Genomic DNA, 26,912 nt, shown 5'->3' with positions numbered 1-26,912 from the left:
TGGCACCAGCCCCCGTGAGTCGCCCGCCTCGCCGGCGCACCACCTCCCCCCGCCAGTTGAGTCGAGAACGAGGTCGCTTATGTCCGCTCGTGTGTACCGGCCCGCATCCGCGATCCGGCGGCCATGACTACTGGGGCGGGCCGGTGAGACGATGACAGTACGATTGCTGACCAACATCGGGCGGCTGTGGACAGGCACCGATCTCCTCAGCAACGCGGCGATGCTCGTGCACCACGACCGCATCGCCTGGGTCGGGCCGGCCGCCGATCTCCCGCAGAGCCTGCCCGGAGTCATCGACGACATCGTCGACGTCGACGAGGTCGACAACATCGGCGGCGGCCTGGTCACCCCCGGGCTGATCGACGCCCACTGCCACCCGGTCTACGCGGGCAACCGCTACGCCGAGGTCGCCATGCGCGCCAGCGGCGCCTCCAGGTCCGAGATCAGCGGCGCCGGCGGCGGGGTGGCCTCCACCGTCACCGTCACCCGCGGGACCGACCCCTGGACCCTGTGCAACGCGGTCCGCGAGCGGCTGCGGCACTGGGTGCTCTCGGGCTGCACGACCGTCGAGGCCAAGACCGGCTACCACCTCACCCGCGACGGCGAGCTCGCCGACGTGCGGCTGCTGCGCTCCCTCGAGGAGGAGCCGGGCATGCCGCGGCTGCAGGTGACGTTCTTCGCCGCGCACGCGGTGCCGCCGGAGTACTTCGGCCGCCCGCACGACTACGTCGACGCGGTCGCCTCCTGGCTGAGCGACGCCGCCCAGGCCGGAGCCCACGGTGTCGACGTCTACTGCGACAACCAGCAGTTCACCCCCGACGACGCGGTCCGACTGCTCTCCTCCGCACGCGCGGTCGGCCTGGCCACCCACATGCACGCCTGCGCCAAACCCCGGCACGGCGCGGTGCGGATGGGCGCCGACATGCAGTGCTCGTCGGTCGATCTGCTGCACGAGACCGACGAGGACGACGTCCTCGCGCTGGCCAAGACCTCCACTCCGGTCGTCGTGTGCCCCACCACCTCGCTGCACGAGCGCCGCACCCCGCCGGTGCGCTCGCTGCTGGACCACGGCGTCCCGGTCGGCCTGGGCACCGACCACAACCCCGGCCAGTCGGGCACCATGTCGCTGCCGCTGGCGATCTCGATGGCCATCTCCATGTTCAACATGAGCGTCCTGGAGGCCCTCCGCGCGGCCACGGTCGGCGGCGCCTACGCGCTGGGGCTCACCGACCGCGGCTTCCTGGCGCCGGGCCAGTACGCCGACATCGTCCAGTGGGACGCCGACCACGAAGGCGCCTTCGCCTGGTCCTACGGCCTGAACACCATCCGCGTCTGGCGGGGCGGCGAGACGATCCGCTAGCGCGCGACAGCAGACAGTCGGGGATGCGCCTTCCCGCCCGAAAGCGGCACCGCCGGATCCGCTGCGCACGCGCCGCGGGCGAAACGCCTCCCTGCCGTCGGTCGCGCCCCGCGTTCGACGCGGGCGCGCCGTCCACGTCGGGGACGGTAGCGCCGATAGGGTGTCGCCGCCCTCGGCCGGTGCGGCCGGGTCTGCGGTAGCGAGTGCTACGGCGCCGTGGCCGCCCCCGTTCGGCCGCCCCGCTTCGACCGGCGCCGGGTCACACGGCCGTGCGGTAGTGGTAGCCGCAGACCTCCGTGAAGCCCGCCCGCCGGTACAGCCGCACAGCCGGGTCGTTGGAGCGTTCCACCTGCAGGTACAAGCGGTCGGCCCCGTGTGCCGCGGCCCAGTCGGCCAGCGCGGCGAGCACCGTGCGGGCGGCGCCGTTGCCGCGCGCGGCCGGCAGCGTCGCCATCCCGAAGACGCCCGCCCAGCCGGTATCGGCGACGGCGCGTCCCACCGCCGCGGTCGCGGTGCCGACGCGCGCGCGGGCGTAGGCGGAGGGGTGCCCGACGCGGGCGAGGACGGCTGCTTCCCGGTCGGCGTCCTCCGCTGTCCCGCCGTGCACGGTCCGCCAGGCGTCCAGCCAGGCGCCGGTGGGCTGGTCCTCCACTGCGACGCGCACGGGTCCCGGCGGCGCGGCAGGCGACCGCACCGCGGACGCCGGCGCCGTCTGCAGCGACAGCGAGCCGAGGCGGCGATATCCCCGACCGGCCAGCGCCCCGTCGAGGCCGTCGGGGCACGCCCCGGGAGTGATTTGGAACAGCGCGGGTGCGCCGTGTCCGGCGTAGAAGCGCTCCGCCCGGTCGATCCCGCGCTCCAGCGCCGCCGCCCCCTCGGATCCGCCCGCCCCGGCGTCACCGTGCGGCAGCGCCGCTCCCAGCCACCAGGCGCGCCCGGGAGCGTGGCGCAGCCACCAGTCGCCGACGACCTCGATTCGCTCGGCGGGCTGAGCGCGGGCGGCGCGCTCCTGCAGCGCCCGCACCGAGCCCAGGGGGTCCGCCGCCTCAGGAACCGGAACCGCGCACACCTGTGATCCGCACCCAACCGGCGCAAGCGCCCTCAGAGGGCGGCGCCGGGACCGGGCTCAGCGCTGGTTGCGGGCCGTCGCGATCTGGATGACGGCCCGTTCGAGCGCATACGCCGGATCGCGGCCGGCGCCCTTGATCAGTGCGTCGGTCTCGGCGACCACCGCCATCGCGCGCGCGACGCCCTGCGGGGACCAGCCGCGGGCCTGCTGGCGCAGCGTCTTCAGCTTCCACGGCGGGATCTTGGCCCGCTTGGCGAGTTCGGCGTCGGCGGCGCCGCGCTGCGGCTGGGCGACCACCGCCAGTCCGCGCACCGCACCGGCCAGCGCGCTGTTGATCAACACCGGCGCGGTGCCCACGGCCAGGCACCAGCGCAGCTGCTCCAGCGCCTCGGGCAGGCGGCCCTCGACGGCGCGGTCGGCGACGGTGAAGCCGGTGGCCTCGGCCTTGCCGCTGTGGTAGCGGGCCACGGCCGCGGTGTCGATGCGGCCTTCGGTGTCGGAGACCAGTTGGGTGCAGGCGGCGGCCAGCTCGCGCAGGTCGTTGCCGACCGCGTCCAGCAGCCCTTGGGCGGCGTCGCCGGTGATCTGGCGGCCCGCGCGGGAGAACTCGCCCTTCACGAACTGGAGGCGCTCGCTCGCCTTGGTCGGCTTGGCGCAGTCGAACCTGCGGGCGCCGGCCTTCAGCGCGGCGTCCAGCAGGGCCTTTCCCTTCGCACCGCCGGCGTGGACGAGAACCAGCGCGACGTCGTCGGCCGGGTTCTTCAGCAGCCCGGTGACCTCGGCGGCCAGGTCCTTGTTCAGATCCTGAGCCGAGCGCAGCACCACCACGCGCCCTTCGCCGAACAGGGACGGCGAGGTGGCCTCGGCCAGCTTGCCGGCGGTGAGCTGTGCGGGCATCAGGTCGTGCACGTCGACGCCGGGGTCCTCGGTGCGTGCCGCGGCGACGATCTCCGCGACGGCGCGGTCGGCGAGCAGCTCCTCGTCGCCGACGACGACGGACAGCGGGGGAGCGGACGTGGTGGCCATAGCTGCAGCATGCCATGCCGCCGGGACGGTTTCACCAGCCGTACGGAAGGGGCGACGGGATCAGCGGCCCGTCCGCAGCCGCGAGGCGGCCTCGGCCAGGGTCTCCGCCTGCGCGGGCCAGGAACCGCCGTCGAGGCTGAGGGTGACGGCCCGCGCGCCCGCGTCGGCGTAGGCCGCGAGGCGTTCGGCGACCCGGTCCGGCCCGCCGGTCACGGGCAGCCGCGCCGCCTCCTCCTCGCTGACACCGTGCAGTCCGACCAGGTTGTCGACGAACGCCCGCACGGCCGCCGCGGAGCCGTTGAGAACACCGTGGCCGCCGACGCTGATCTCGGGAACCGGCCGCCCGAGCTCCGCGGCGATCTCCCGCAGGCGATCGGCCTTCGCGGCCAGGTCGGCGGGTGCGATGAGCGAGGGCGCCCAGCCGTCGCCGTAGAGCACGGCGCGGCGCATGGCGGCCTCGGAGTTGCCGCCGACGAGGATGGGCGGGGCCGCGGCGGCGGGGGCGAGGGTCACGGGCTCGCCGTCCACGTCGGTGGGTTCGCCCCGCACGAGCCGCGGCAGGACCGCCAGGACGTCGTCGGCGCGGCGACCGCGCTCGCTGAGCGGGGCGCCCGCGGCCCGCCAGAACGGCGACCCGGGGAAGCCGCCGAGGCCGGCGCCCAGCACGACGCGGCCGCCCGAGAGGTGCTGAAGCGCCTGGACCTGCGCCGCGACGAGGGCCACCGGGCGCAGCGGCAGGCTCAGGACGCCGGTCTCCAGGCCGATCCGGCTCGTGCGCCCCGCCGCGGCGGCGAGGACCGCCAGCGGCTCCACGCCCGGTGTCCCGTCGCCGAACAGCAGGTCGGGCACCGAGACGCCGTCGAAGCCGAGGTCTTCGAGGTGCTGCGCCATGGCGAGGTCCGGGACCCCGGCGTCATCGGCGGGCAGGGAGGTGCTGATCCGCATCCGGATTCCCATCGTCGACTCCTCGGTGGAAGAGGGCGCTGTCGGGTCACCACGCTAGAACCTCAACTTCCCTTGAGGTCAACGCCGCGCTTCCCACCGCCGAGCGGAACCGGCGAGAGTCCCGGGCGGCGTGATCGCCGTGCGATGGCGCCGGGTGTGCGGGCGCGGATGTGGCGGGGCGGTGTGTCCGGAGGCTCCTTTGCCGTAGCCGTAGCCGTAGCCGTAGCCGTAGCCGTAGCCGTAGCCGTGCCGGGCGCGTGCGCTGCCGCGGAGTGCCGCCGGGGCCGACACGCGTCCGGCGCGCTGATGGCGGCCGTTCGCCGGTCGGCGAGCGGCATGGAGCCGCCGGGCGGCCGCCCCCGCCGCACGGATACCGGCGAGCGCTCGGGCCGACGGGCGCAGGCCCGACCACCCGCCGTCCCCGCCGCCGCACCCGCCGGGCGGGCAAGGTCACCGGGGCCCGGCCGGGTGAGCGTTGAGTCGGCCGCCGCCCGTGGGCGGGGCCTTTGCCGCGGCGTGGCTTGCGGCGGGGACCGGGCTCGTGGCAGACGACCTCAGGTCCCTCGGGGCCGGGGACGACGGCGATGTCGCCGTGCACGTCGGTGCGGTAGTTGGCGGCGGCGACCGACTGGAGCAGCGACCAGGTGGAGGGTTCGGGATGGCCGTAGGAGTTGTCGGCGCCCACCGAGGTAAGCGCGATGTCGGGGCGGGTGGCGGCGAGGAAGCCGGGGTCCTGGGTGCCGGCGCCGTGGTGAGGGACCTTGAGCACTTCCACGCCGCGGACGGCGTGCGTGCTGCGCAGCAGTGTGCGCTGTGCGGGCTCCTCGATGTCGCCGGTCAGCAGGACCCGCAGTTCACCGCTCGCGGGCGGCAGGTCCGCCAGCAGCACGATGCTGCCGTCGTTGCCCCCTCGGGACCCGGGCGGAGGCCAGACCACGCTGAGCGTCCACGGCGCGAGGCGCCACCGCTGTCCCGCGGAGGCGGTGCGCATCGGGACCTCCGCGCGCCGCAGCAGGCGCACGGACGGCGGGTGGTCGAAGCCGGGCGGCAGCAGTGCGAGCCGCGTGTCCCGGCCCGACAGCGCTCCCGCCGTACCCCCGGCGTGGTCGACGTCGCCGTGGGTGATCACCAGCAGGCCGATCCGGCGGATGCGCAGGCCGGTCAGGCACCGCGAGACCGCCACCGGGTCGGGACCGGTGTCGACGACCACCGCCCGCCCGCCATCGGTACGCAGGACCAGCGCGTCGCCCTGCCCGACGCGGCAGGCCACCACCGCCCAGCCGGCCGGGGGCCAGGCGGGAGCCAGCCAGTGCACAGACAGCGCCGTCAGCGCCGCGGCCATGCCCACCGCGCACACTGCGAGGCGGACCCGACCGCGCAGCGCAAGCAGCACCACGAGCAGGACCGCCAGGGCCACGGCGCCCGCCGCCGTCGCGGGCCACGGCACGGCACGCCCGGGCAACCGGGCCGCGGTGGCGGCAACGGCGCCGATCCACAGCACGGCGGCACCGGGCAGCCACGCCGCGACGCCGGCCGCCGTCGGCCACACCAGCGCCAGGCCCGCGACGGCGAACCCGCCGACCGTCGCGACCGGAACCGCGGGGGCCGCGAGCACGTTGGCGGGCACGGCCACCCAGCTCACCTCGGCCGAGAGCACCACGAGCAGCGGCAGGCACGCCACGTGCGCCGCCAACGCGACGGCGACGGCTTCGGCGGCCCAGCGCGGCATGCGCGCCGACCAGCGGTCGCGCCACGCCGGCGCGAGCACCATGATCCCGCCGGTGGCCAGCACCGACAGCGCGAACCCGAAGGAGCGGGAAAGCCCGGGGTCGAACAGCAGCAGTCCCAGCACCGACGCCGCCAGCGCCGTGAGGCCCACGCGCCGGCGCCCCAGCGCAAGAGCCGCCAGCGCGATGGCGGCCATGAAGGCGGCGCGCAGCACACTCGGCTCGGCCCGCGCCAGCAGGACGAACACCGCGATGGTGACCGCGCCGACGAAGGCCGCGGTCCAGCCCGGGCGGCCGAGGCCCCGGCAGGCGGCGAGCGCCACACCGGTCATGATCGCGAGGTTGGAGCCGCTGACCGCGAGCAGGTGGGTCAGGCCGCTGTCCTCGAACTCGGCGACCGTCTGCGGCTTCAGGCCCGCGGTGTCGCCGACGACGAGCGCCGGCAGCAGTCCGGCCGCCGGATCGGGGAGGCCCGCAGACGCCTCGCGCAGCCGTGCGCGGGCCTCTCCTGCCCACTCCTGCCGGGCCGAGGGCGGGTGGACGCGGTCGGGCGGTCCCCGCACGATGAGCAGTCCGCCCGTGGGACCGCCTCCGGCCGGGAACACCGTGCCCGAGGCCCGGACGCGCTGGCTCGGCAGCAGGCGGCGCCAGGCCTCGCCGGAGGCGAGCACGACGACGGGCACGCGCGTGCGCACCTGCGTGCCGCCCGGCGGCGCGCCCATGACGGGCTCGCGCGTGCGGACGGACTCCGCACGGGCTTCGACGACGAGCTGCGAGCGGCCGGGTGCCGGCGGCCCGCTGCGCTGGCGGGGGTCGGCGGTGACGACCAGTTCGATCTCCGCCCACGCGCGCTCATCGGCCAGCTCGGGCAGCGGAGAGGCCTCGACCGCCGCGAGCCGTCCGCCGGTCGCCAGCGCTCCCGCGGCCGAGCACGCCAGCACCGCCACGACCAGTACGCGCGCCGCGCCCGCACGCCCGCGCGCGCCCACCCACAGCCCGCCCGCGCATAGCGCGAGCGCGCCCGCGACCAGGAAGGCGGCGCCGGAGGAGCCGCCGAGCAGCGCGGCGGTGCAGGCCCACGTGCCCACCGCCGGCGGCACCAGCCGGAGGTCCGGGGCGCGCGCGTAGTCGGGCGCGTCCGTTCCCAGGTAGGTCACGGCCGCCTGCCGGGCGGGGCGGCGGTGGGCGGGTGTCGGGGCGGCGTCCGCCGGCGATGGCGAACGGCAGCCGCGGGGCGCCGCTGCCGGGCGCGCGGCGGCGCTCCGTCCGCGGGCCGCGCCGCGGCGCCCGCGGCGCCGGTCACCCGGCGGCTCCGGCGACGCGCACGCGGTCGGCGAGGTCGGCGAAGCGCTGCTCCCCGATGCCGCTGACGTCGTGCAGCTGCTCGACCGAGGCGAAGCCGCCGTTCTCGGTGCGGAAGGCGATGATGCGCTCGGCGAGCACGGGGCCCACACCCGGCAGCTCCTGGAGCTGGTCGACGGTAGCGGTGTTCAGGTCGATCGGCGCGGACGGGGCCGTGCCGCCGGAGGCCCCGCCCGCGGCGCGGGCAGGCGGGGGAGCCGGGGGCGCTCCGACGAGGATCTGCTCGCCGTCGAGCAGGGGCCGCGCCAGGTTGAGGGTCTCCGTGTCGGCGTCGGGGGTCGTCCCTCCGGCCTCTTCGACCGCGTCGGCGACCCGCGAGCCCGCCGGGAGGGTGATGACTCCGGGGGAGCGGACGTCGCCGCCGACGTGCACCGTGACGTCGGCGGCCGGGGTCGGGGACGCCGCCGGATCGGGCGGCGCGGGCGCCGCTCCGCCGTCGCCGGGAAACGGGGACGCCCCGGCCTGCAGAGTGGGCGGCGGCTCGGGCTCGGGACGGGCCTGCAGCAGGAACCAGCCGGTCGCCGCGGCGGCGACGACGCATACGCCGAGCAGAGCGCGCAGGCCGGCGCGGCTCAGCCGCGGCTGGTCGGCCAGCCCGGGTGCCAGGCGTTCGACGAGCGCGGACCAGCGCCGCCACCGGACGAGCTCCGGCCCGACCTCCTCGTAGCCCCGCGGCGGCGCGGAGGGACGCGGCACGCGGCACTCGGCCTGCGCGGTCGAGACTTCGGCGTCGCGGTCATCGAGCGGAGACGTGCGGCGACGGTCGCCATGGTGGCTGTGGTGCTGTGCGTCGGTGGAGGGGGTGATGTCGTCGCTGTGCCCGGGCTCCGGCGGGGGCGGTTCGGTGTGGTGGTCGTGCGGGGCGGGTTCGGGTCGGGGCGGTTCGGTGTGGCGACCATGGTCCGGGTGGGTGTGGTGCTGGGCATGGGTGGCGACGGTGGTGCTGTCCCGCTGCCCCGGTGCCGGCGGGGGCGGTTCGGTGTGGTGGTCGTGGTCGTGGTCGTGGTCGGGGTGGGTGTGGTGCTGGGCGTTGGTGGCGGGGGTGGTGTCGTTACTGTGCCCGGGCTCCGGAGCGGGTTGAGCGGTGTGGGCGTGCTGCTGTGCGTCGGTGACCCCGGTGACCCCGGTGGCCGCGGTGATCCCCGTGAGCTCGGTGGTCCCGCGTTCCGGCTCCGGGGCCGGCGGAGGGGGACCGGGTGTGGCGGGCGCGCCGTCGGTGCCGGAGCCCGGCGGGCGGGTGCTGTTCCGCGCCTCCTGCCGCGCGTGCCTGCCGCGCTGCGTGCGCTGCGGCCGCCCACTCACGGCGTGCTCCGAGGCGCCGTGGTCCGCCGCCGGGCTCGTCGCCGCGGGGGCGCGGCGGTGCCGCCCGGCATGCGTATCGCGCTCTTCCGGCCCGCCGGCCCCCGAGCGGTCGTCGGCTTCGACCGCGGCGGCGGGGCGAGCAGCCTTTCCCCCGGCGCGCGGGCGGTCGGGCGGGCGCCCGGAACCGCTTGCGTCGCCGCCCGGCGGCCGTGGCCCGGACGGAGCGGGCCCCGGGTGACCGGCTGGGGGCCGCGTGGCCCCGCGTGCACCCGGAGCGGGCCCCGGGTGACCGGCTGAGGGCCGCGTGGCCCCGCGTGCACCCGGAGGAGCCGCGTGGGGCGGAGGCGGCGGGTCGGCACTGCGCAGGTCCGCCGCGCGTCCTGGGCTCTCCGGGGCGGGAGGCGCGGGTCCACCGCCGGCCGGGTGGACGGCGTAGGGAGGCGGGGGCGGGTCGTCGGTGCGGTGCGGGAGGGCGGGGAGCTGCTGCGAGGGCGGGGTGGGCCGGTCGGTACCGGTGCGATCTGCGGTCGGGGGCGCTGTCGCGGTGCGTGGTACGCGCGGGGGGACCGGCGGCAGTGCCGGCGCGGCGATCCCGGGCGGTGGGGCGGGCGGGTCCGTGGCACCTGTGGCGGTGCCGCCGCCGAAGCCGAGCCGGCCGCGCCTGCGTCGTCCGGGTCCGGTGCGCGGCGCATCGTCGGTGGCGGAGCGCCGGGGACGACGCAGCCGTGGTAGCCGCCGGGCGGCGGCCTGCCGAGCGGCACGGTCCTTCGGGCCGGGCGCCGATCGGCGCCCGGCCGTCGGCTCGGGGCCGCCACCGTGAGCTGCGGCAGAGGGCGGAGGCGGCGGGAGGGCGGCATCCGGGACCCGCCCGGGTGCGGGCGGAGCCCGGTGGGCGTCGGTCGCACCCGAACCGGCCGGGTCGGCGGCGCGGTGCCGGTGCGGCGGGCGGTCGGACAGCGCTTGGAGGCGGCGGAGCGCGGCGATCGCGTCAGGGTCGGAAGGGGGAGTGCTGCGGGAGCGGGCGCGGCGGGCGGGCAGTGCAGGCGACATGGGCACGAAGCTAAGCGTCTTCGCCCCCGCCCGTCCTCCCGGATTTCGCGGCTGTGGAAAACCGCGTGCTTCACCGGACTGGGCGAGGAGGCCGCCGAGAGCCGTCCGGCGACACCGGGACCGGGGCACCGTCCTTGCGGGTCACCGTCTTTGCTGGCCACCGCCCCTACCGGCAGCGGTGGAAAATCGACTCAGCGCACGCCGTCGCCGGCGTCCGGTGGGCCGGGTTCGGCCGCTGTGATCTCGGTGGCCAGGTTCCGCAGCAGCCGCGCGATCTCCTGGTGCCGGTCCGCGGCGACCGCGGGCTTCAGCTCGGGGAACATGCGGCTCCAGGCCAGCGAGCGGCTCATCGCTGCGAGACGGGTCGCTCGGGGGACCGCGGCACGCAGGGCCGTGGCCGGGAGGGTCTGCGTCCACGGTTCCAGGTAGGCGTCACGCAGGCGCTGCTCGGTGCGGGAGTCGGCGCCGAGCTCGCGGACGGCGATGCGCAGCGGCACGAGCAGGCTGAAGAACGGGTGGGCGACCGCGGCGTCGCCCCAGTCGGCGAAGCGGTAGCCGCCGTCGAGCACGAAGACGTTGCCCACGTGGAGGTCGGCGTGGTCCAGCGACGGCGGCAGCCCGGTGTCGTCGAGCGCCTTGCACTCGGCGTCGAACGCCGACCGGTGACGGATCAGCAGGTCGGCGCCGTCGCCGAGCGCCTCGGTGACGCCGGGGTCGGCGAGGAGGCCGTCCAGCAGCCGGCCCAGGGCCGTCGGCCGCAGGTCGGGGACGCCCAGAGCAAGCATGTCGCGAGCGCGCGCGGCGAGGAGCCGCTGCATCTCGCTGTAGGCGCCCAGTGCGGCCTCCCACACGCCGAAGTCGTCGACGGAGGCCATCTGCTCGCGCAGCGCGCTGCCCGCGTCGGGCAGCAGGGACCAGCCGCGTTCGACGTCGATCCCCAGCGGGGTGAGGACCCTGACCGGCACCCATGTGTACAGGGCTCCGTGCAGCGCCGCCTCGAACTCGCCCCCCGGCGCGTCGGCCTTGAACCAGACCGGCCCCGAGGAGGAGGAGAAGCGGGCCGTCGTCGACCACGGCCGCACTCTCACCCGCGGCGGGTCGGGAAGCAGCCGCTCGCCGCGCTCGGCGAGGCGTTCCGCCACCCAGGAGCACACGCTTTCACGCCGATCGGGGTCGTCCCACAGGCTCAGCCGGAGGTCGGTGAAGTCCACGGCCCCTACGCTAGTGTCCGCGCTCCGCGGGCCCGCACGCCTTGCCTCTGTCTCCCGCCGCGCAGCGAGGAGCCGCCGGCCGCCGGTCCCGCGCGCGTCCGGCGGCCGGGCACGGCAAAGGGCCGCCTCCCGCTGTGCGGAAGACGGCCCCGACGCGATCGCGCCGACGCTCGACCGGGAACGCCCGGTCGGCCTCAGCTCGCGTTCTGCAGCTTGTCCAGACGCCGGGCGATGGCGCTCTTGCGGTTCGCCGCCTGGTTCTTGTGGATGACGCCCTTGCTCGCGGCCTTGTCGAGCTGGCGCGCAGCCGAGCGCTGCAGGACGACGGCCTGCTCGACGTTCCCGCCCTCGGCGGCGACCCGGAACTTGCGGATGGCCGTCTTCAGCGAGGAGCGCACCGACTGGTTGCGCTGCCGGCGCTGCTCGTTCTGCCGGATGCGCTTCTTCTGCGACTTGATGTTCGCCATGCGAAAACGTGCTCCAGTTGCTTCTGATCTGCGGCTCGGGCGCGCGTGCCCCGTCCGCGGGCAGCCGTTCCGCGGGGAGGCCGGTCGCGCGCCGACGCCAGGTGTGTGAGTCCCAAGGGCTCATACTGAACGTGGAACGTCCGAGACACGGGACTACCATTATGCCTTGCGCAGGGGAGTGCCCGCGCCGAGCGCGCCCGGTACCGCCGTGGCGCCGGTCGCGCCCGCCTCCGCTCAGCCGCCCTGCCGCTCCCCCTGCCCGCCGCCCGGGCGCGCCCATCCGTCCAGGTAGGCCCGCCACTGCCCGCCGGTCGCCGAGAAGTCGGCGTAGAGGGCGGTGCCGAAGCGCTCGCGCCGCTCGCCGCCGTCCGACAGCCCGAGGCGGATGCCGCGCACCGCCGCCGCCGTGGTCTCGGCCTCCGGGTTCCGCGCGGCGTGGTCGTCGGGGTAGGCGGGCACCCCCATCAGCAGCCGCACGTCCTCGGGGACCGCGTCCAGGGCCACCTGCGTCTGGCGCACGACGAACCCGCCGTAGAGCCCTTCGGTGGGCATCCCGGTGTCGTAGGACATCACGGCCACCTGGTCAAGGTGCTCGGCCACCCGCCCCAGGTACCCGCTGGACCAGAACGGGTCCGCGGGCGCCAGCAGGCCGAGGGTGAAAGCCAGCCCGCCCAGCGGCTCCACCGTCGGCACCGCGCTGGACAGCAGCGCGTCCTCGGGCAGCCGGTCGCGGGTCGACTCCAGCAGCTCCAGGAGGCCGGGATCGTTGTTGGGCACCGGCTCGAAGTTGTAGTGGACGCCGTCGAACCCGGCACCGACCATGCCGGCGCTCGCCTCGACCACGCGCTTGCGGACCGCCTCGTCGCCGAGGGCCAGGCCGCCCTCCTCGACGCGCTGGCCCACCCACGCCGAGACGCGCACGTCCGGCAGCTCCTCGCGGAACATGCGCAGGAACCCCTCCAGCTCGGGGTGCTTGGCCGGGTCCAGCCGCCCGTCGGTCTCCAGCGGTCCCACGTGCACGTACACGTCGCTGATCCCGCCCTTCTCGATGCGCGGCTTCAGCCGGGACAGCTCCGTGTGCCCGTAGCGGCCGTCCACCCATGCGTGGCCCATCCACAGCGCGTTCGAGCCGTCGGAGACGGCCCAGGAGGCGGGCTCTCCGGTGTACTGCACGCGCACCAGCAGCGCCGCTCCCAAAGCCACGACCACGACTGCGGCGATCGCCGCGAGCACGCGCTGCAGGAACCACTTCACGACCGTCCTCCGATCTCGCATAACCTGATGTACGCCGCTCGAGCCATTCTCGCCCGGACGCGCCCCGCGGCGCGGCCCCGGGCGCATGGGATCATGGGCGGCACACCGCGCAGCTTCGCCGCCCCGCTGCGGCTCGGCGCCCCGCCATCCTGGCCAACCTGCGAGCTATCCGAACGGAGCACGGTGCCTCAGCCGAACCGGACCGATCCCGCGCTGATCCGCAACTTCTGCATCATCGCGCACATCGACCATGGCAAGTCGACGCTGGCCGACCGCATGCTTCAGCTGACCGGCATCGTCGAGGACCGCCAGATGCGCGCGCAGTACCTCGACCGCATGGACATCGAGCGCGAGCGCGGCATCACCATCAAGTCGCAGGCGGTGCGCCTGCCGTTCACCGCCCTGGACGACACCACCTACGTCCTGAACCTCATCGACACCCCCGGCCACGTCGACTTCACCTACGAGGTGTCGCGCTCCCTGGCCGCCTGCGAGGGCGCGATCCTGCTGGTCGACGCCGCCCAGGGGATCGAGGCGCAGACGCTCGCCAACCTCTACCTGGCGCTGGAGCACGACCTCACGATCATCCCGGTGCTCAACAAGATCGACCTCCCGGCGGCGATGCCCGACAAGTACGCCGCCGAGCTGGCCGGGATCATCGGCTGCGAGCCCTCCGACGTGCTCCGGGTCAGCGCCAAGACCGGCATGGGCGTGGAGGAGCTGATCAACGAGATCGTGCGCCAGGTCCCGCCGCCGGTGGGCGACGCCGACGCGCCCGCCCGCGCGATGATCTTCGACTCGGTCTACGACACCTACCGCGGCGTGGTCACCTACGTCCGGGTGGTCGACGGCCACCTGGGCACCCGCCAGCGCATCAAGATGATGGCGACCGGCGCCACCCACGAGATGCTGGAGGTGGGCGTCATCTCGCCCGAGCCGACCAAGGTCGAGGGCCTGGGCGTGGGCGAGGTCGGCTACCTCATCACCGGTGTGAAGGACGTGCGCCAGTCGCGCGTCGGCGACACCGTGACCTCGGCGTCGCACGGCGCCACGGAGATGCTGCCGGGCTACCGGGACCCCAAGCCCATGGTGTTCTCCGGGCTGTACCCCATCGACGGCAGCGACTACCCGGTGCTGCGCGACGCGCTGGAGAAGCTCCAGCTCAACGACGCGGCGCTGGCCTTCGAGCCCGAGACCTCGGCGGCGCTGGGCTTCGGATTCCGCTGCGGCTTCCTGGGCCTGCTGCATCTGGAGATCACCCGCGCCCGCCTGGAGCGGGAGTTCGACCTGGACCTGATCTCCACCGCGCCCAACGTCGTCTACCGCGTGGTCATGGAGGACGGCACCGAGCACACGGTGACCAACCCGAGCGAGTTCCCCGAAGGCAAGACCGAGGAGGTCCACGAGCCCATCGTGCGCGCCACCCTGCTGGCGCCCGCCGACTTCGTGGGTCCGATCATGGAGCTGTGCCAGGCGCGCCGCGGGGCCCTGCAGGGCATGGACTACCTGTCCGAGGACCGCGTCGAGATGCGCTACACGCTGCCGCTGGCCGAGATCGTGTTCGACTTCTTCGACCAGCTCAAGTCGCGCACCAAGGGGTTCGCCTCCCTGGACTACGAGCCCTCCGGCGAGCAGGCCTCCGACCTGGTCAAGGTGGACATCCTGTTGCAGGGCGAGATGGTCGACGCGTTCTCGGCGATCGTGCACCGCGAGAAGTCCTACGCCTACGGCGTGGACATGACCAAGAAGCTGCGCGAGCTCATCCCGCGCCAGCAGTTCGAGGTCCCGGTGCAGGCGACGATCGGTTCCCGGGTGATCGCGCGCGAGAACATCCGCGCCATCCGCAAGGACGTGCTCTCCAAGTGCTACGGCGGCGACATCAGCCGCAAGCGCAAACTGCTGGAGAAGCAGAAGGAGGGCAAGCGCAAGATGAAGGTGGTGGGCCGCGTGGAGGTCCCCCAGGAGGCGTTCATTTCCGCGCTGTCCACCGAGGAAGCCGCCGACAAGGACACCAAGAAGCGCTGAGGGGGTGCGGGGCCCGGCCCGGCCCCGCACGCCGCCCGGGCGGCTCCGGCCGGCCACCGGCGCCACCAGGACGGCCCCGGTCGGCGCCGGTTCCCCGGCTGCCGGGCGCGGCCGCCTGCGTAGCACACCGCCGGCGCCCGGTGCTCAGCCCTTGACCGCGCCGCTGGTCAGGCCATCGGCGATGTAGCGCTGCAGGAACCAGAACACCGACAGCACCGGGAGCGCGAGCAGCAGCGTGCCCGCCGAGAACATGCCGAAGTTGGAGTCGCGCTGGTCGGCGACCATGCCGTACAGCCCTACCGCCACCGTCTTGGCCTCCGGGTCGCGCAGGAACACGCTCGCGATCAGGAACTCGTTGACGGTCGCGATGAACACGAGCAGTCCCACCACCGCCAGCACCGGTGTGACCAGCGGCAGCATGATGCGGAAGAACGACTGGGCGTGGGTCGCGCCGTCGACCTGGGCCGACTCGTCCAGCGCCGGCGGGATGGTGTCGAAAAAGCCCTTCATCAGCCAGGTGTTGATGCTCAGCGCGCCGCCGAGGTAGACCAGCATCAGCCCCCAGGGGGTGTTGAACCCCACCGACGGCCAGTACTCGCCGACCGTGCTGAACATCAGATAGATCGCGACGATCGCCAGGAACTGCGGGAACATCTGGATCACCAGCAGCCCGTAGAGTCCCAGCCTGCGCCCGGCGAAACGGAACCGGCTGAAGACGTAGGCCGCCAGCGCCGAGAGGAGCACCGTCGCCGCGGCGTTGGCCAGCGCGATCAGCAGCGAGTTCAGGTACCACCGACCGTAGGCGGTGTCGGCGAGCAGCTGCGTGAAGTTCTGCAGCCCGGCCGCCCGGGGCACCAGCGTGGAGCTGCTGAGCGTGCCCAGCGGGTTCAGCGCGGCCGACACCACGAACACGATCGGAAACAGCGCGAACACCAGGAACACCAGCATCACCAGGTGGCGCCAGCCGGTGCGGCGCGCCCACAGCGCGGCGCGGCCGCGCCTCCCGCGGCGCTGTGCCGGCAGCCGCGCGGATGCCTCGGATCGTGCCATCAGCGGTGCACCTCCTCCAGTGACGCGCTTCTGCGCAGGCTGACCACCGACATCACCGTGACGATGAGGAAGATGAACACCGACAGCGCGGCCGCGTAGCCGTACTGGGCGCCGCTGACCCCGAAGGCCAGCCGGTAGGTGTAGGTGATCAGCAAGTCGGTCGCTCCGGCCAGCGGGTTGTCCGTCGGGAAGGGACCGCCCTCGGTCGTCAGCCACACCGCGTTGAAGTTGTTGAAGTTGAACGCGAACGTGGCCACCAGGATCGGCGCCATGGCCACCATCAGCAGGGGGAAGGTGACCTGGCGGAGGGCCTGCCAGGCGCCTGCGCCGTCGATGCGCGCCGCCTGCACGAGCTCGCGCGGGATCGACTGCAGGGCGCCGGTGGCCACCAGGAACATGTAGGGGAAGCCCAGCCAGATGTTGACGATCAGCACCGCGGCGCGGGCCGTCCACGGCTGGCCGAACCAGTCGACGTCCGGCCCCGGCAGCATCCGGTTCAGCAGGCCGAAGTCGGCGTTGAACATCGACCGCCACAGCAGGAACATCGCAAAGGAGGGCATGGCGTAGGGCAGCACCACCAGCAGCCGGTAGGCGGTGCGTCCGCGCAGCCGGTGCCGGGTGTGCAGGGTCAGCGCAACGCCCAGCCCCAGCGCGAACACCATCGCCGTGGTTCCGGCGGCGAAGGCGACGTTCCAGGTCAGGATGCCCACAAACGACGATCGGGTCTCGGGGTCGCCCACGAAGCGCAGGAAGTTGTCCAGCCCGACGCCGACCCGCCACCCCTGCGGCAGCCGCTCCCCGTTGTCGGAGACGAACGCGCCCCGCTCGTCGTCGGCGGTGTAGACCCGCCCGTTCCGGGAGTCGGTGATGCAGTCGCAGCCGGAGTCGTAGGTCAGGCTGGACCGGCCTTCGTAGGCGCTGGAGAACCCGCTGGAGCGGATGCCGGTGCCCGCGCCCGTGGGAACGGCGAACCCGGTGATCTCCTCGCTGCGGGAGTTGGCCTCGCTCGGCGGGACGACGGTGTAGCCGGGCGCGTCGGTGATCTTGCCGGAGGGGCCGACCTCGGCCCCGGTGAGCGGCCGCAGCCCGTCCTCGTCGCCGGCGTAGGCCGCGCCGTCGGGCGCGGTCAGCAGGAACACCAGTTCACCTTCGGGCGAGGACCCGCGGGCGGCCACCGTCAGCGTGTAGGCGGTGGCGTCGGCGGTCCGCTCGACCGAGGAGGCCTCGATCTGGTCGATCGCCTGCTCCTTGGTGCCGCGGTGCCCGTCGCTGTAGTTGGTCACCGAGGTGCTGAGGGTGTAGAGGACCGGGACGATCTGGAAGGCGACGAGGAACAGCGTGCCCGGGAGCAGGTACTTGGCGGGTACGGCGCGCTTGGAGAGGTAGACGTAAAAGATGAGCGCCGTGGCGGCCACGACCACGCCGACGCCCACCCACTGCCCGGCGGCGTAGAGCGGGAACACCGCCCACAGGGCGATGGCGGCGGCCAGGGCGAGCATTCCGGTCTTGGCCGCCTGCCCGGCGGCCGACCCGCGCGGGGCCAGCGAGCCGCCGGGCAGAGGTGGCCGGGCGGGCGCCCCGCCGGGGGCGCCCCCGGCGCTGGAGCGGTCCTGTGCCACGGTCAGCCGATCTCTTCGCGGATCGCCTCGGCGGCCGACTCGACGGCCTCCTTCGGGTCGGCGCCCCCGATCACCGCGGCCTGCGCCTTGCCGAAGGGGTCCCAGACGGCGTCCATCTCGGGGATGGCCGGCATGGGCCGCCCGTTGGCGCCCGCGTCGGTGAACGCGCCGACGTCGGCGTCCTCTTCGCCGACCTTCTCGGCGACCTCGTTCAGCGCGGGCGGGCGGGGGTCGGCCTCGTACAGCGCTGTGGCGAGTTCGGGGTCGGTGACGTAGTTGGTGACGAACTCCTGGGCCAGCACCTTGTTCTTGCTGCCGGAGGCCACGAAGAACGCCTGCACGCCGACGAAGGGCACCGGCTCCTCGCCGCCCTCGAAGCCGGGGACGGGCGAGATGCCGTACTCGACGCCGGCCTCCTGCACCGCGGCCAGCGACCAGGGGCCGGTGACGAAGTAGGCGGTCTTGCCCTGGGTGAAGAGGCTGCCGACGTTGTCGCCGTCGATCGAGCGCTTGAACGCGCCTTCGCCCTCCTCGCCGAACTCGGCGATCCGCTCGAACGCCTCGACGGACGCGGGCTTGCCCACACCCAGGTCGGAGGGGTCGGGGGCGCCGTTGTCGCCGGTGCCGAAGAGGTATCCGCCGGCGGAGGTGTAGAAGGGCTGCATGTGGTAGGGGTCGCCGGTCTGGCTGACCTGGAGGCCGAGGATCTCCTGGACCTCGCCCTCGTCCTTGAGCCGCGACCCGGTCTCGACGAGGTCCTCGACGGTCTCGGGCGCCTCGGGCGCGAGCGCGGTGTTGCGGATCAGCGCGAGGTTCTCCATGGCGTAGGGCACGCCGTAGAGCCGGCCGTCGTAGGTGGTGGCCTCGACGGCGACGTCGTTGAGGGCGTCGACCTTCTCCTGCGGCAGCTGGACGGGGTCGATGGCGCCGTTCTGCACCAGGTTCCCGATCCAGTCGTGGGCGCCGACGAGCACGTCGGGTCCGGATCCGCCCTCGTGCGCGGTGACGAAGTCGGCCTGGATCGTGTCGACGGCCACCTCGCGCACGTCGACCTTGATCCCGTTGGCCTCGCCGAACTCCTCGGCGAAGGGCTCCAGTACCGCGGTCCGTTCGGGATCTGCCCAGATGACCATTCCACCCTGGGGCTGGTCGGCCTCCTGGCCTCCACCTGCGCACGCCGTCGCAAGCGCGAGGGCGGCGGTTCCGGCGAGGAGGCCGGCGCTGCGGATTCTCATGTGGCTCCCTTTTCGGGCGTGACGCCGCGGACGCTCCCCCGATCTGTCCCGGCTTGTCGGTTGTAGGAGGTGAAGTGACGCTAGCAATACTTTGCAATAACTGAAAGGTCTTGCAGAGAAATCCGGTCACAATGTGGAAACGCGGCCGAAGCCGGCGGGAGGGCCAAAGCGGGCCCGCGCTCGGACCTCGGGAGCGCGCCGGAGGGCGGCGTGCGCCCGCGCACGCCGCCCTCCGGGCCCCCGAAAACCCCGTTCAGCTCTCGGCGGGCACCAGCCACACCGCCGTGTCGGGTGGCAGCACGAGCGCCTGCGCGCCCTCCCGCACGGGGCCACTGGCCAGCAGCACCCGCGTGCGCGGGGCGGGGAGCGGCGCCGGGAGCTCGGCGGGTTCACCGCCGAGGTTGACCGCGCAGGCGAACCCGTCGCCGCGGGTGAAGGCCAGCACCCCCGCGCCGGCGTCGATCCAGGCCAGGTCCGCGGCGGGGTCGATCGACGCGCGCCGGTGCCCGAGCGCGGAGGTGTACAGCGCCAGCGTGGAGTCGGGATCGCCGCGCTGGGCCTCCCGGCTGTAGCGCCCCCACTCCGGGGGCATCGGCAGCCACGGCCGGGTGCCGGGGGGCCCGAACCCGTACGGCTCCTCGCCGCCCTCCCACGGCAGCGGCACACGGCACCCGTCGCGCCCCCGCTCGGTGCGGCCGGAGCGCTCCCACGTCGGATCCTGCAGCGCGTCCTCGGGCAGGTCGGTCACCTCGGGCAGGCCCAGCTCCTCGCCCTGGTAGAGGTAGGCCGAGCCCGGCAGCGCCAGCGCGAGCAGGGCGGCGGCGCGCGCCCGGCGCAGTCCGCGCTCCCCGGCGCCGAAGCGGGTGGGGTGGCGGGTGACGTCGTGGTTGGACAGCACCCACGTCGTCGGCGCTCCCACGGCGCCGTTGGCCGCCAGCGAGTCGTCGACGACCCGCCGCAGCACCGCCGGGTCCCAGCCCGCGGTCAAGAACTGGAAGTTGAACGCCTGGTGCAGCTCGTCGGGGCGCAGGTAGCGCGCCACCCGCGGCGCGTCCTCCACCCACGCCTCGGCGACCAGTGCCCGCTCGCCGGGGTAGGAGGCCACGATCGCGTTCCACCGGCGGTAGATGTCGTGCACGCCGTCCTGGTCGAAGTAGGGCAGCTCGACGGAGCCGTCGAGCAGGTCGGCCTTCTGGCCTTCCGGCAGGTCGGGCAGTGCGGGGTCTTTGACCATGCCGTGGGCGACGTCGATGCGGAACCCGTCGACGCCGCGGTCCAGCCAGAAGCGCAGTACGTCGTCGAACTCCGCGTGCACGTCGGGGCTGGTCCAGTCGAGATCGGGCTGCTCGGGGTCGAACAGGTGCAGGTACCACTCCTCGGGCGTGCCGTCGGGCCGCTTCAGCCGTGTCCACGCCGGGCCGCCGAAGATCGACCTCCAGTTGTTGGGCGGCCGGTCGCCGCCGGGTCCGCGCCCCGTGCGGAAGACGTAGCGCGAGCGCGCCGGGTCGCCCGGAGCGGCCGCCACCGCCTCGCGGAACCAGGCGTGGGCCGAGGAGGTGTGGTTGGGCACGACGTCGATGATGATGCGCAGCCCCAGCTCATGGGCGCGTTGCGTGAGGTCGTCGAAGTCGGCCAGCGTGCCGAAGCGGGGGTCGACGTCGCGGTAGTCGGCCACGTCGTAGCCGCCGTCGGCGAGCGGGGACACGTAGAAGGGGGTCAGCCACACCGCGTCGACTCCGAGCGCGGCAAGTTCGGGGAGCCTGCTGCGCACGCCGCGCAGGTCGCCTTCGCCGTCGCCGTCGGAGTCGGCGAAGCTGCGGACGTAGACCTGGTAGATGACGGCGTCGCGCCACCACTCCCTGCCTGTGGCGGGCGGTGCGTTCCCGTGGTCCGGGGGGTTGGGCATAGGGGTCGTTCCCTCCGTTGCCTGGACGGCGGTTCGTGCAAACTATTGCGCAAGATTACCTACCGGTTGCAAGGGTCGGGCGGAAACTGCATTAGAGTGCTCGCATGGGTCCACGTTTGGCCGACATAGCCCGCCATGCCGACGTGAGCGAGGCGACGGTCTCCCGAGTGCTGAACAACAAGCCCGGCGTCGGCTCCGAAACCCGGGCGGCCGTCCTCACCGCGCTCGACGTGCTGGGCTACGAGCGGCCCGAGCGCCTGCGGCGGCGCTCCGCCGGCCTGGTCGGCATGGTCGTACCCGAGCTGGAGAACCCGGTGTTCCCGATGTTCGCCCAGGCGGCCGAGGGCGCGCTCGCCCGGCAGGGCTACACCCCGGTGCTGTGCACCCGCCCCCCGGGCGGCATCGTCGAGGACGAGTACGTCGAACTGCTGCTGGAGCGCAACGTCTCCGGTATCGTCTTCGTCTCCGGACTGCACGCCGACGCCACGGCGGACCACGGCCGCTACCACCGCCTGATCGCGCAGAAGTTGCCGATCGTGCTCGTGAACGGCTTCGCCGAGGAGGTGCCGGCCGCGTTCGTCTCCTGCGACGACCGCGAGGCCGGACGGCTGGCGGTCGGCCACCTGGCCGAACTGGGCCACACCCGGATCGGTTTCACCAGCGGCCCCGAGCGCTACGTGCCGGTCCAGCGCAAGCTCATCGGCTACCGCTCGGCCATGGCCGAACACGGTCTCGACACCGAGGACCTGGTCGAGCTGTCGCTGTTCGGCGTCGAGGGCGGCCACGCCGCGGCATCCCGGCTGCTGCAGCGCGGGGTCACCGCCATGGTCTGCGGCTCCGACCTCATGGCGCTGGGAGCGGTGCGCGCCGCCCGCCAGCGCGGCCTGTCCGTGCCCGGCGACTTCTCCGTGGTGGGCTACGACGACTCCCAGCTGATCGCCTTCACGGACCCGCCGCTGACCACCGTGCGCCAGCCGATACAGGCCATGGCCATGGCGACCGTGCGCACGCTCTGCGACGAGATCGCCGGCCACAGCGTCTCCCGCACCGAGTACCTGTTCGACCCCGAGCTGGTCGTGCGCGGCTCCACCGCCGCCGCGCCGGCGTCCTCCGCGGTCCGCGCCAGGCCCGCCGGCGTGTCATGAGCGCCCGCGGCCGCGGGCGCCGGGGTCCCACCGGGCCCCGGGGGCGGCGTGCTCTAGCCTGTGGCCCATGCCCATCGTCGCCTCGGTCAACACCGGCACCGCGGTCTCCGCCGACTGGGCGGGTCGCCTCAAGCGCACCGCCATCGACAAGCGCCCGGTTTCCGGTCCCGTGGCCGTGCACACGCTCGGCGTCGCCGGCGACCAGCAGGCCGACCGCGACAACCACGGCGGCCCCGACAAGGCCGTCTACGCCTACTCCCGGGAGGACCTGGACCTCTGGCAGGAGCGCCTGGGCCGGCCGCTGCGGGACGGCGTCTTCGGCGAGAACCTCACCACACGCGGCATCGACCTCGGCACCGCGCTGATCGGTGAGCGCTGGCGCGTGGGAACCGTCCTGCTGGAGGCCGCCCTCCCGCGCACACCCTGCGGGGTGTTCCGGTCCTGGATGGCCGAGACCGGCTGGGTCAAGCGGTTCACCGCTGAAGGGCGCACCGGCGTCTACCTGCGTGTCCTGGCCGAGGGGGAGCTGGCCGCGGGCGACGGGATCACCGTGGTGCACCGGCCCGACCACGGCATCGGCGTGGCCGCGGCGTTCCGCGCCCGTTATGAGCGCGACCCCGAGCTGCTGCGCCGGGTCCTGGCCCTTCCGGGCCGCTCGGCGGTGTGGGAGGAGTCCGCCGCCGCCCTCGGAGTGCGCCCCGCCCAGGGCTGAGCAGCCCAGCCGGGGCCCGGCGGCGGACCGTTCGGTCGCCGGCGTCGCCGACACTGGAAGCATGCCTTCCGTGCCTCTCGACGGCGAGCCCGTTCCCGCCGACGGCTCCCTGCCCGCCGGCGCCGCAGCCGGCGCGGGAACCCGCCCCTTCGGCGTGTACGTGCACGTGCCCTTCTGCGCCACACGCTGCGGCTACTGCGACTTCAACACCTACACCGCCGCCGAGCTGCGCTCGCGCGACGGCGGACACACCGCCACCCGCGAGGACTACGCCGACCGGGCCGTCGCCGAGATCCGCCTGGCCCGCCGCGTCCTGGGCTCCGCCGAGATCCCCGTCAGCACGGTGTTCTTCGGCGGCGGCACCCCCACGCTGCTGCCGCCTGAGGACCTGGGGCGCATCCTCGCGGCCGTCGGCACCGAGTTCGGCCTGGAGCCCGGCGCCGAGGTGACCACCGAGGCCAACCCCGAGACCGTCGACCCCGGTGTGCTGGCCCGGCTGCGAGAACAGGGCTTCACCCGTGTCTCCTTCGGCATGCAGAGCGCCGCGCAGCACGTGCTGGCGGTCCTGGACCGCGCCCACACACCGGGACGGCCCCAGCAGTGCGCCCAGTGGGCGCGCGAGGCCGGGTTCGACCACGTCAACCTGGACCTGATCTACGGAACGCCGGGCGAGACCGACGCCGACTGGAAGGAGTCGCTGCGGGCGGCGGTCGAGGCGGGCGTCGACCACGTCTCGGCTTACTCGCTGATCGTCGAGGACGGCACCCGCCTGGCGGCGCGCGTGCGCCGCGGCGAGCTGACCGAACCCGACGAGGACGTGCTGGCCGACCGCTACACCATGGCCGACGACGCGCTCACCGCCGCCGGCCTGCACCCGTACGAGGTCTCCAACTGGGCCCGCGGCGACGAGGCGCGCAGCCGGCACAACCGCCTCTACTGGACCGGCGGCGACTGGTGGGGGATCGGCCCCGGCGCGCACAGCCACGTCGGCGGCACCCGCTGGTGGAACGTCAAGCACCCCGCGGCCTACGCCGCCCGCCTCGCCGAGGACCGCTCGCCCGGCCACGCCCGCGAGGTGCTCGGCGAGGCCGACCGCCGCTTCGAACGGATCATGCTCGAGCTGCGCCTGGCCGAGGGCTGCCCTTTGGACTTGCTCGACGAGCGCGGGCGCGGCGACGCGGAGCGCGCCGTGGAGGAGGGTCTGCTGGAGGCCGGCGCGCACGCCGAAGGCCGCGCCGTGCTGACGCGGCGCGGTCGGCTGCTGGCGGACGCGGTGGTGCGCCGGCTGGCCTGAGGGCGCCCATGCCGGATCGCTCGGTCGCCGGCGCCCTCCCTGTTCCGGGGCGGAGACCGGCTACTTCAGCATCGGGATGGCCATCGGGTACTTGTACCACTCGCCCTTGTTGGAAGCCACAGCGGCGATGATGGCGAAGATGACCGCGACGGCGATCACGGCGAAGATGGTGATGAAGCCGATGATGACGATCATCAGCAGGTAGGACACGAGCTGCCCGATGAACATCGTCATCTGGAAGTTGAACGCCTGGGCCGCCTGGTGGCGGATGTAGGGCGACTCGTCCTTCTTCACGAAGTACATGATCAGCGGGAGCACCCACGTGGTGAGCAGCCCGCCCAGATGGGTGATCAGCGCCATCTGCCGCTCGTCGGCGGAGGGGTTGTACTGGCCGCCGGGCTGCCCGTAGCCCTGCTGGTAGCCCTGTTGGTGGTATCCCTGCTGGTAGCCCTGCACCGGCGCCGGGTACTGCGGCTGGCCGCCGGGGTAGGGCTGCTGGCCGTATCCGGGCTGGGGGCCCGTACCGTAGCCCTGCTGCGGACCCGACTGGGGCCCGTAGTTGGGGTCGACCCCGGGCGGCGGGCTGTAGCCGCCGGGGTAGTTCGGGTAGCCGCCGGGCTGCTGCTGGCCGCCGCCGTGGGGCTGGTCCGGCTGGGGTGGGTAGCTCATGTCTGCTGGTCTCCTCTGTGAGTGGCCCCCGGCGTCCGCCGGGGGCGCTGCGATCGCATCAGGCGCGGCGCCGCTCCTGCCGGACGGCCGGGCCTCGTGAGTCTCGGCCGGGCGCCCGGCCGCTGAAGGCCTCTCCCGGTCAGACTCCGCAACCGGGTGCTGGGTTCCCGCGCGGCGCGGGCCGGCGGCGCCGCCCGCCCGCCCGCGCCCCGCGGCCGGTCACTTGACCATGCGGATCGACACCGGATAGCGGTACTGGCTGCCGCGGTTCGCGCTGAGCGCGGCCAGCACGCCGAGCACGATCGAGGCCACCCAGATCACCGCCACGAGCACGGAGCCGATCCAGGAGATGGACGGTGCGAAGACCCCGAGGCCGATGTAGACCGCCCAGGCGATGAAGTAGGGGATCAGCAGGGTCAGCTGGAAGTTCAGCGCCTCGCCCGCCTGATGGCGGACGAACGGGGAGTCCTTGCGCTTCACCGAGTAGATGATCAGGGCGGGCAGCCAGCCCAAGCACGACAGGATGACGCCGGAGAGGTGGGCGATCATCGCCCAGGTGGCGTCGTCGGAGGCGTCGGGCCGGTGAGGTCGGCCCGGAGCGTAGCCGGGCTGCTGGGGGAAGCCCTGCTGGGGGTAGCCCTGCTGCCCCGGGGGCGGGCCGCCGGGGAAGGCGCCCGGCTGCTGCTCGTAGCCCTGCTGCTGCGGCGCGCCCGGCTGCGGCCCGTACCCGGGCTGCTGCGGCTGCTGGTAACCGGGCTGGGGCTGTTGGTAGGGCGCCTGGGGATGGCCGGGTTGCGGCTGGCCGTAACCCGGTTGCTGCTGGCCCGGCGCCGTCCCGTATCCCGGCTGGGGCTGCTGCGGCTGCGGGTATCCGGGGGCCTGCTGCTGGTAGGGCTGCTCGCCGTATCCGGGTTGTCCGTAGCCGGGCTGTCCGCCGCTGGGCTGGCCGTATCCGGGTTGTCCGTAGCCGGGTTGTCCGTAGCCGGGTTGTCCGTATCCGGGCTGAGCGTAGCCGGGCTGTCCGCCGCTGGGCTGGCCGTAGCCGGGCTGTCCGCCGCTGGGCTGGCCGTAGCCGGGTTGTCCGTAGCCGGGCTGTCCGCCGCTGGGCTGGCCGTATCCGGGCTGAGCGTAGCCGGGCTGGCCGCCGCTGGGCTGGCCGTAGTCCGGCTGCGCGGCGCCGGGTTGCCCGTATTCGGGCTGTCCGTAGGCGGGCTGCCCCCCGCTGGGTTGGCCGTACTCGGGCTGCCCGTAGCCGGGCTGCTCGCCGGTGCCCGCCTGCCCCTGGCCGGGCTGCCCGCCAGAGGGAGCGCGGCCTGGTGCCGACTGGTCACCGGAGGGCCCCTCCTGGGGCTGTGGTCGGTTGGGCGGGGTCTCGCTCATCTTGTCCCTTGGCTGTGCCGATTGCGTTGGGCCGATAGTGCCATCAGGTGCCCCGTCAGGCCACCGCGCACCCCTCGCGCGCGGTACGCCCGGACACGTCTTAGTCTTGCACCCCGTGCGCCGCGGTGACGAAGTCGATGAGCTCTTCGACGCGGCCCAGCAGCTCCGGTTCGAGGTCGGCGTAGCTGCGCACCGACCCCAGGATCCGGTGCCAGGCCTCACCGGGCTCCTCGTCGCTGCCCAGTGCCCGCAGGACCCCCTCCTTCCACGATACGCCGCGCGGCACCCGCGGCCACGCGGAGAACCCCAGCACGGACGGCTTGACCGCCTGCCAGATGTCGATGAAGGGGTGGCCGGTGACCAGCACGTCGGGCGAGGCGACCTGCTCGGCGATGCGGCTCTCCTTCGAGCCCGGCACCAGGTGGTCCACCAGGACGCCCAGCCGCCGACCCGGCTCCGGGCCGAAGTCGGCCACGATCGCGGGCAGGTGGTCGACGCCTTCGAGGTACTCCACGACCACGCCCTCCACGCGCAGGTCGTGCCCCCAGACCTTCTCGACGAGCTCGGCGTCGTGGACGCCTTCGACGTAGATGCGGCTCTGCCTGGCCACCCGCGGGCGCGCGCCCCGCACGGCGATCGACCCGGAGGCGCTGCGGGCCGGGCCCGAGGGCTCCGCGGCGGGCCGTACCGCGGTCACGGGGCGGCCGTCGAGGAGGAAGGCCGCGGGTTCGAGGTCGAAGACGCGGTGGCGGCCGTGCCGGTCCTCCAGGGTCACGGTCCGCTTGTCCCATCCCACGACGGCGCCGCAGAACCCCTCGTCGGCCGACTCCAGGACGATCCCCTGCTCCAGCGCGACCTCGGCGACGGCGCCCTTGCGCGGCAGGCGCCACTCGCCCGCCAGGACGTCTGGGCCGTACCTCTTGCCCGAGCTGTCGGAGTTGGTGTGCACGGCGGGGATTGTATCCGCGGTCGCGCCGCCGCGCTGGGCGGCGCGGGGGCCGGTCGGAGGCGACGCGCCGCCGTGCGGCGGGATCCGGCGGCCCGTTTTCGATCCGACCTTGCACGACGGCATAGAATTAGCACTTAGGACCATGGAGTGCCAGG

General features: G+C 74.2%; 20 protein-coding genes. 5 read left to right on the top strand and 15 right to left on the bottom strand.

The annotated features are described in order from the left end of the window. Positions 1-151: 151 nt before the first annotated feature. Positions 152-1,360: an imidazolonepropionase gene (gene hutI / locus ABEA15_RS05950; protein ID WP_344140575.1), complete on the top strand. Its 1,209-nt coding sequence runs from the start codon at positions 152-154 to the stop codon at positions 1,358-1,360. Between the two features lie 259 nt (positions 1,361-1,619). Here hutI and ABEA15_RS05945 read toward each other — a convergent pair whose 3' ends face one another. The 8 genes from ABEA15_RS05945 to ABEA15_RS05910 form a co-directional block, all read right to left on the bottom strand. Then, entirely contained in the window at positions 1,620-2,429 is an 810-nt protein-coding gene (locus tag ABEA15_RS05945; RefSeq protein ID WP_345555792.1) for a GNAT family N-acetyltransferase, read from the bottom strand. 57 nt (positions 2,430-2,486) lie between these two features. Then, positions 2,487-3,455, bottom strand: a complete 969-nt coding sequence (gene holA / locus ABEA15_RS05940; RefSeq protein ID WP_345555791.1) for a DNA polymerase III subunit delta — start codon at positions 3,453-3,455, stop codon at positions 2,487-2,489. Positions 3,456-3,515: 60 nt separating this feature from the next. Next, positions 3,516-4,412 (bottom strand): LLM class flavin-dependent oxidoreductase, encoded by an 897-nt coding sequence (locus ABEA15_RS05935; RefSeq protein ID WP_345555790.1) that lies wholly within the window; start codon positions 4,410-4,412, stop codon positions 3,516-3,518. 34 nt (positions 4,413-4,446) lie between these two features. After that, positions 4,447-7,284: a ComEC/Rec2 family competence protein gene (locus ABEA15_RS05930; RefSeq protein WP_345555789.1), complete on the bottom strand. Its 2,838-nt coding sequence runs from the start codon at positions 7,282-7,284 to the stop codon at positions 4,447-4,449. A gap of 142 nt (positions 7,285-7,426) precedes the next feature. Then, positions 7,427-8,791 carry a ComEA family DNA-binding protein gene (locus ABEA15_RS05925; RefSeq protein WP_345555788.1) on the bottom strand — a complete coding sequence of 455 codons (1,365 nt, stop codon included), beginning with the start codon at positions 8,789-8,791 and terminating at the stop codon, positions 7,427-7,429. Between the two features lie 1,241 nt (positions 8,792-10,032). Next, the gene (locus tag ABEA15_RS05920) at positions 10,033-11,052 is read right to left on the bottom strand and encodes a phosphotransferase (protein ID WP_345555787.1); all 1,020 of its coding nucleotides are present in this window, start codon (positions 11,050-11,052) and stop codon (positions 10,033-10,035) included. Between the two features lie 194 nt (positions 11,053-11,246). Beyond that, complete coding sequence (rpsT, locus tag ABEA15_RS05915) at positions 11,247-11,519, bottom strand: 30S ribosomal protein S20 (protein WP_344140562.1); 273 nt, start codon at positions 11,517-11,519, stop codon at positions 11,247-11,249. Positions 11,520-11,753: 234 nt separating this feature from the next. Continuing rightward, positions 11,754-12,773 carry a glycoside hydrolase family 18 protein gene (locus ABEA15_RS05910; protein ID WP_345555786.1) on the bottom strand — a complete coding sequence of 340 codons (1,020 nt, stop codon included), beginning with the start codon at positions 12,771-12,773 and terminating at the stop codon, positions 11,754-11,756. Positions 12,774-12,956: 183 nt separating this feature from the next. On the opposite strand from ABEA15_RS05910, the gene lepA reads away from it, so the two are divergent. Further along, positions 12,957-14,798: a translation elongation factor 4 gene (gene lepA, locus ABEA15_RS05905; RefSeq protein WP_344140558.1), complete on the top strand. Its 1,842-nt coding sequence runs from the start codon at positions 12,957-12,959 to the stop codon at positions 14,796-14,798. A 144-nt stretch (positions 14,799-14,942) separates the two neighbouring features. Here lepA and ABEA15_RS05900 read toward each other — a convergent pair whose 3' ends face one another. The 4 genes from ABEA15_RS05900 to ABEA15_RS05885 form a co-directional block, all read right to left on the bottom strand. Continuing rightward, positions 14,943-15,848 carry a sugar ABC transporter permease gene (locus ABEA15_RS05900; protein WP_345555784.1) on the bottom strand — a complete coding sequence of 302 codons (906 nt, stop codon included), beginning with the start codon at positions 15,846-15,848 and terminating at the stop codon, positions 14,943-14,945. Continuing rightward, on the bottom strand, positions 15,848-17,467 hold the full coding sequence (locus ABEA15_RS05895; protein WP_345555783.1) for an ABC transporter permease subunit: 1,620 nt from the start codon (positions 17,465-17,467) through the stop codon (positions 15,848-15,850). The genes ABEA15_RS05900 and ABEA15_RS05895 overlap by 1 nt, the downstream gene beginning before the upstream one ends. A gap of 2 nt (positions 17,468-17,469) precedes the next feature. Next, the gene (locus tag ABEA15_RS05890; RefSeq protein WP_345555782.1) at positions 17,470-18,702 is read right to left on the bottom strand and encodes a sugar ABC transporter substrate-binding protein; all 1,233 of its coding nucleotides are present in this window, start codon (positions 18,700-18,702) and stop codon (positions 17,470-17,472) included. A 253-nt stretch (positions 18,703-18,955) separates the two neighbouring features. Continuing rightward, a complete protein-coding gene (locus ABEA15_RS05885) occupies positions 18,956-20,608 on the bottom strand; it encodes a glycoside hydrolase family 13 protein (RefSeq protein ID WP_345555781.1) in 1,653 nt (550 codons plus the stop codon). 104 nt (positions 20,609-20,712) lie between these two features. Between ABEA15_RS05885 and ABEA15_RS05880 the strand changes: the two genes are divergently transcribed. The 3 genes from ABEA15_RS05880 to hemW all read left to right on the top strand — a co-directional run bounded on the left by ABEA15_RS05880 (position 20,713) and on the right by hemW (position 23,759). Next, positions 20,713-21,753 carry a LacI family DNA-binding transcriptional regulator gene (locus ABEA15_RS05880; protein WP_344140548.1) on the top strand — a complete coding sequence of 347 codons (1,041 nt, stop codon included), beginning with the start codon at positions 20,713-20,715 and terminating at the stop codon, positions 21,751-21,753. Between the two features lie 67 nt (positions 21,754-21,820). Further along, positions 21,821-22,465: an MOSC domain-containing protein gene (locus ABEA15_RS05875; protein WP_345555780.1), complete on the top strand. Its 645-nt coding sequence runs from the start codon at positions 21,821-21,823 to the stop codon at positions 22,463-22,465. Between the two features lie 61 nt (positions 22,466-22,526). Continuing rightward, positions 22,527-23,759 (top strand): radical SAM family heme chaperone HemW, encoded by a 1,233-nt coding sequence (hemW, locus tag ABEA15_RS05870; RefSeq protein WP_344140544.1) that lies wholly within the window; start codon positions 22,527-22,529, stop codon positions 23,757-23,759. A gap of 60 nt (positions 23,760-23,819) precedes the next feature. Here hemW and ABEA15_RS05865 read toward each other — a convergent pair whose 3' ends face one another. The 3 genes from ABEA15_RS05865 to ABEA15_RS05855 form a co-directional block, all read right to left on the bottom strand. Then, positions 23,820-24,428, bottom strand: a complete 609-nt coding sequence (locus ABEA15_RS05865; RefSeq protein ID WP_345555779.1) for a DUF4870 domain-containing protein — start codon at positions 24,426-24,428, stop codon at positions 23,820-23,822. A 219-nt stretch (positions 24,429-24,647) separates the two neighbouring features. Continuing rightward, a complete protein-coding gene (locus ABEA15_RS05860; RefSeq protein WP_345555778.1) occupies positions 24,648-25,808 on the bottom strand; it encodes a DUF4870 domain-containing protein in 1,161 nt (386 codons plus the stop codon). Positions 25,809-25,908: 100 nt separating this feature from the next. Continuing rightward, the gene (locus ABEA15_RS05855; RefSeq protein WP_345555777.1) at positions 25,909-26,757 is read right to left on the bottom strand and encodes a DUF3097 domain-containing protein; all 849 of its coding nucleotides are present in this window, start codon (positions 26,755-26,757) and stop codon (positions 25,909-25,911) included. Positions 26,758-26,912 lie beyond the last annotated feature (155 nt).

Origin of the sequence: Streptomonospora halophila, assembly GCF_039542725.1 — a bacterium.
GTDB lineage: Bacteria > Actinomycetota > Actinomycetes > Streptosporangiales > Streptosporangiaceae > Streptomonospora > Streptomonospora halophila.
This window is presented reverse-complemented; position numbering and strand designations above follow the sequence as displayed.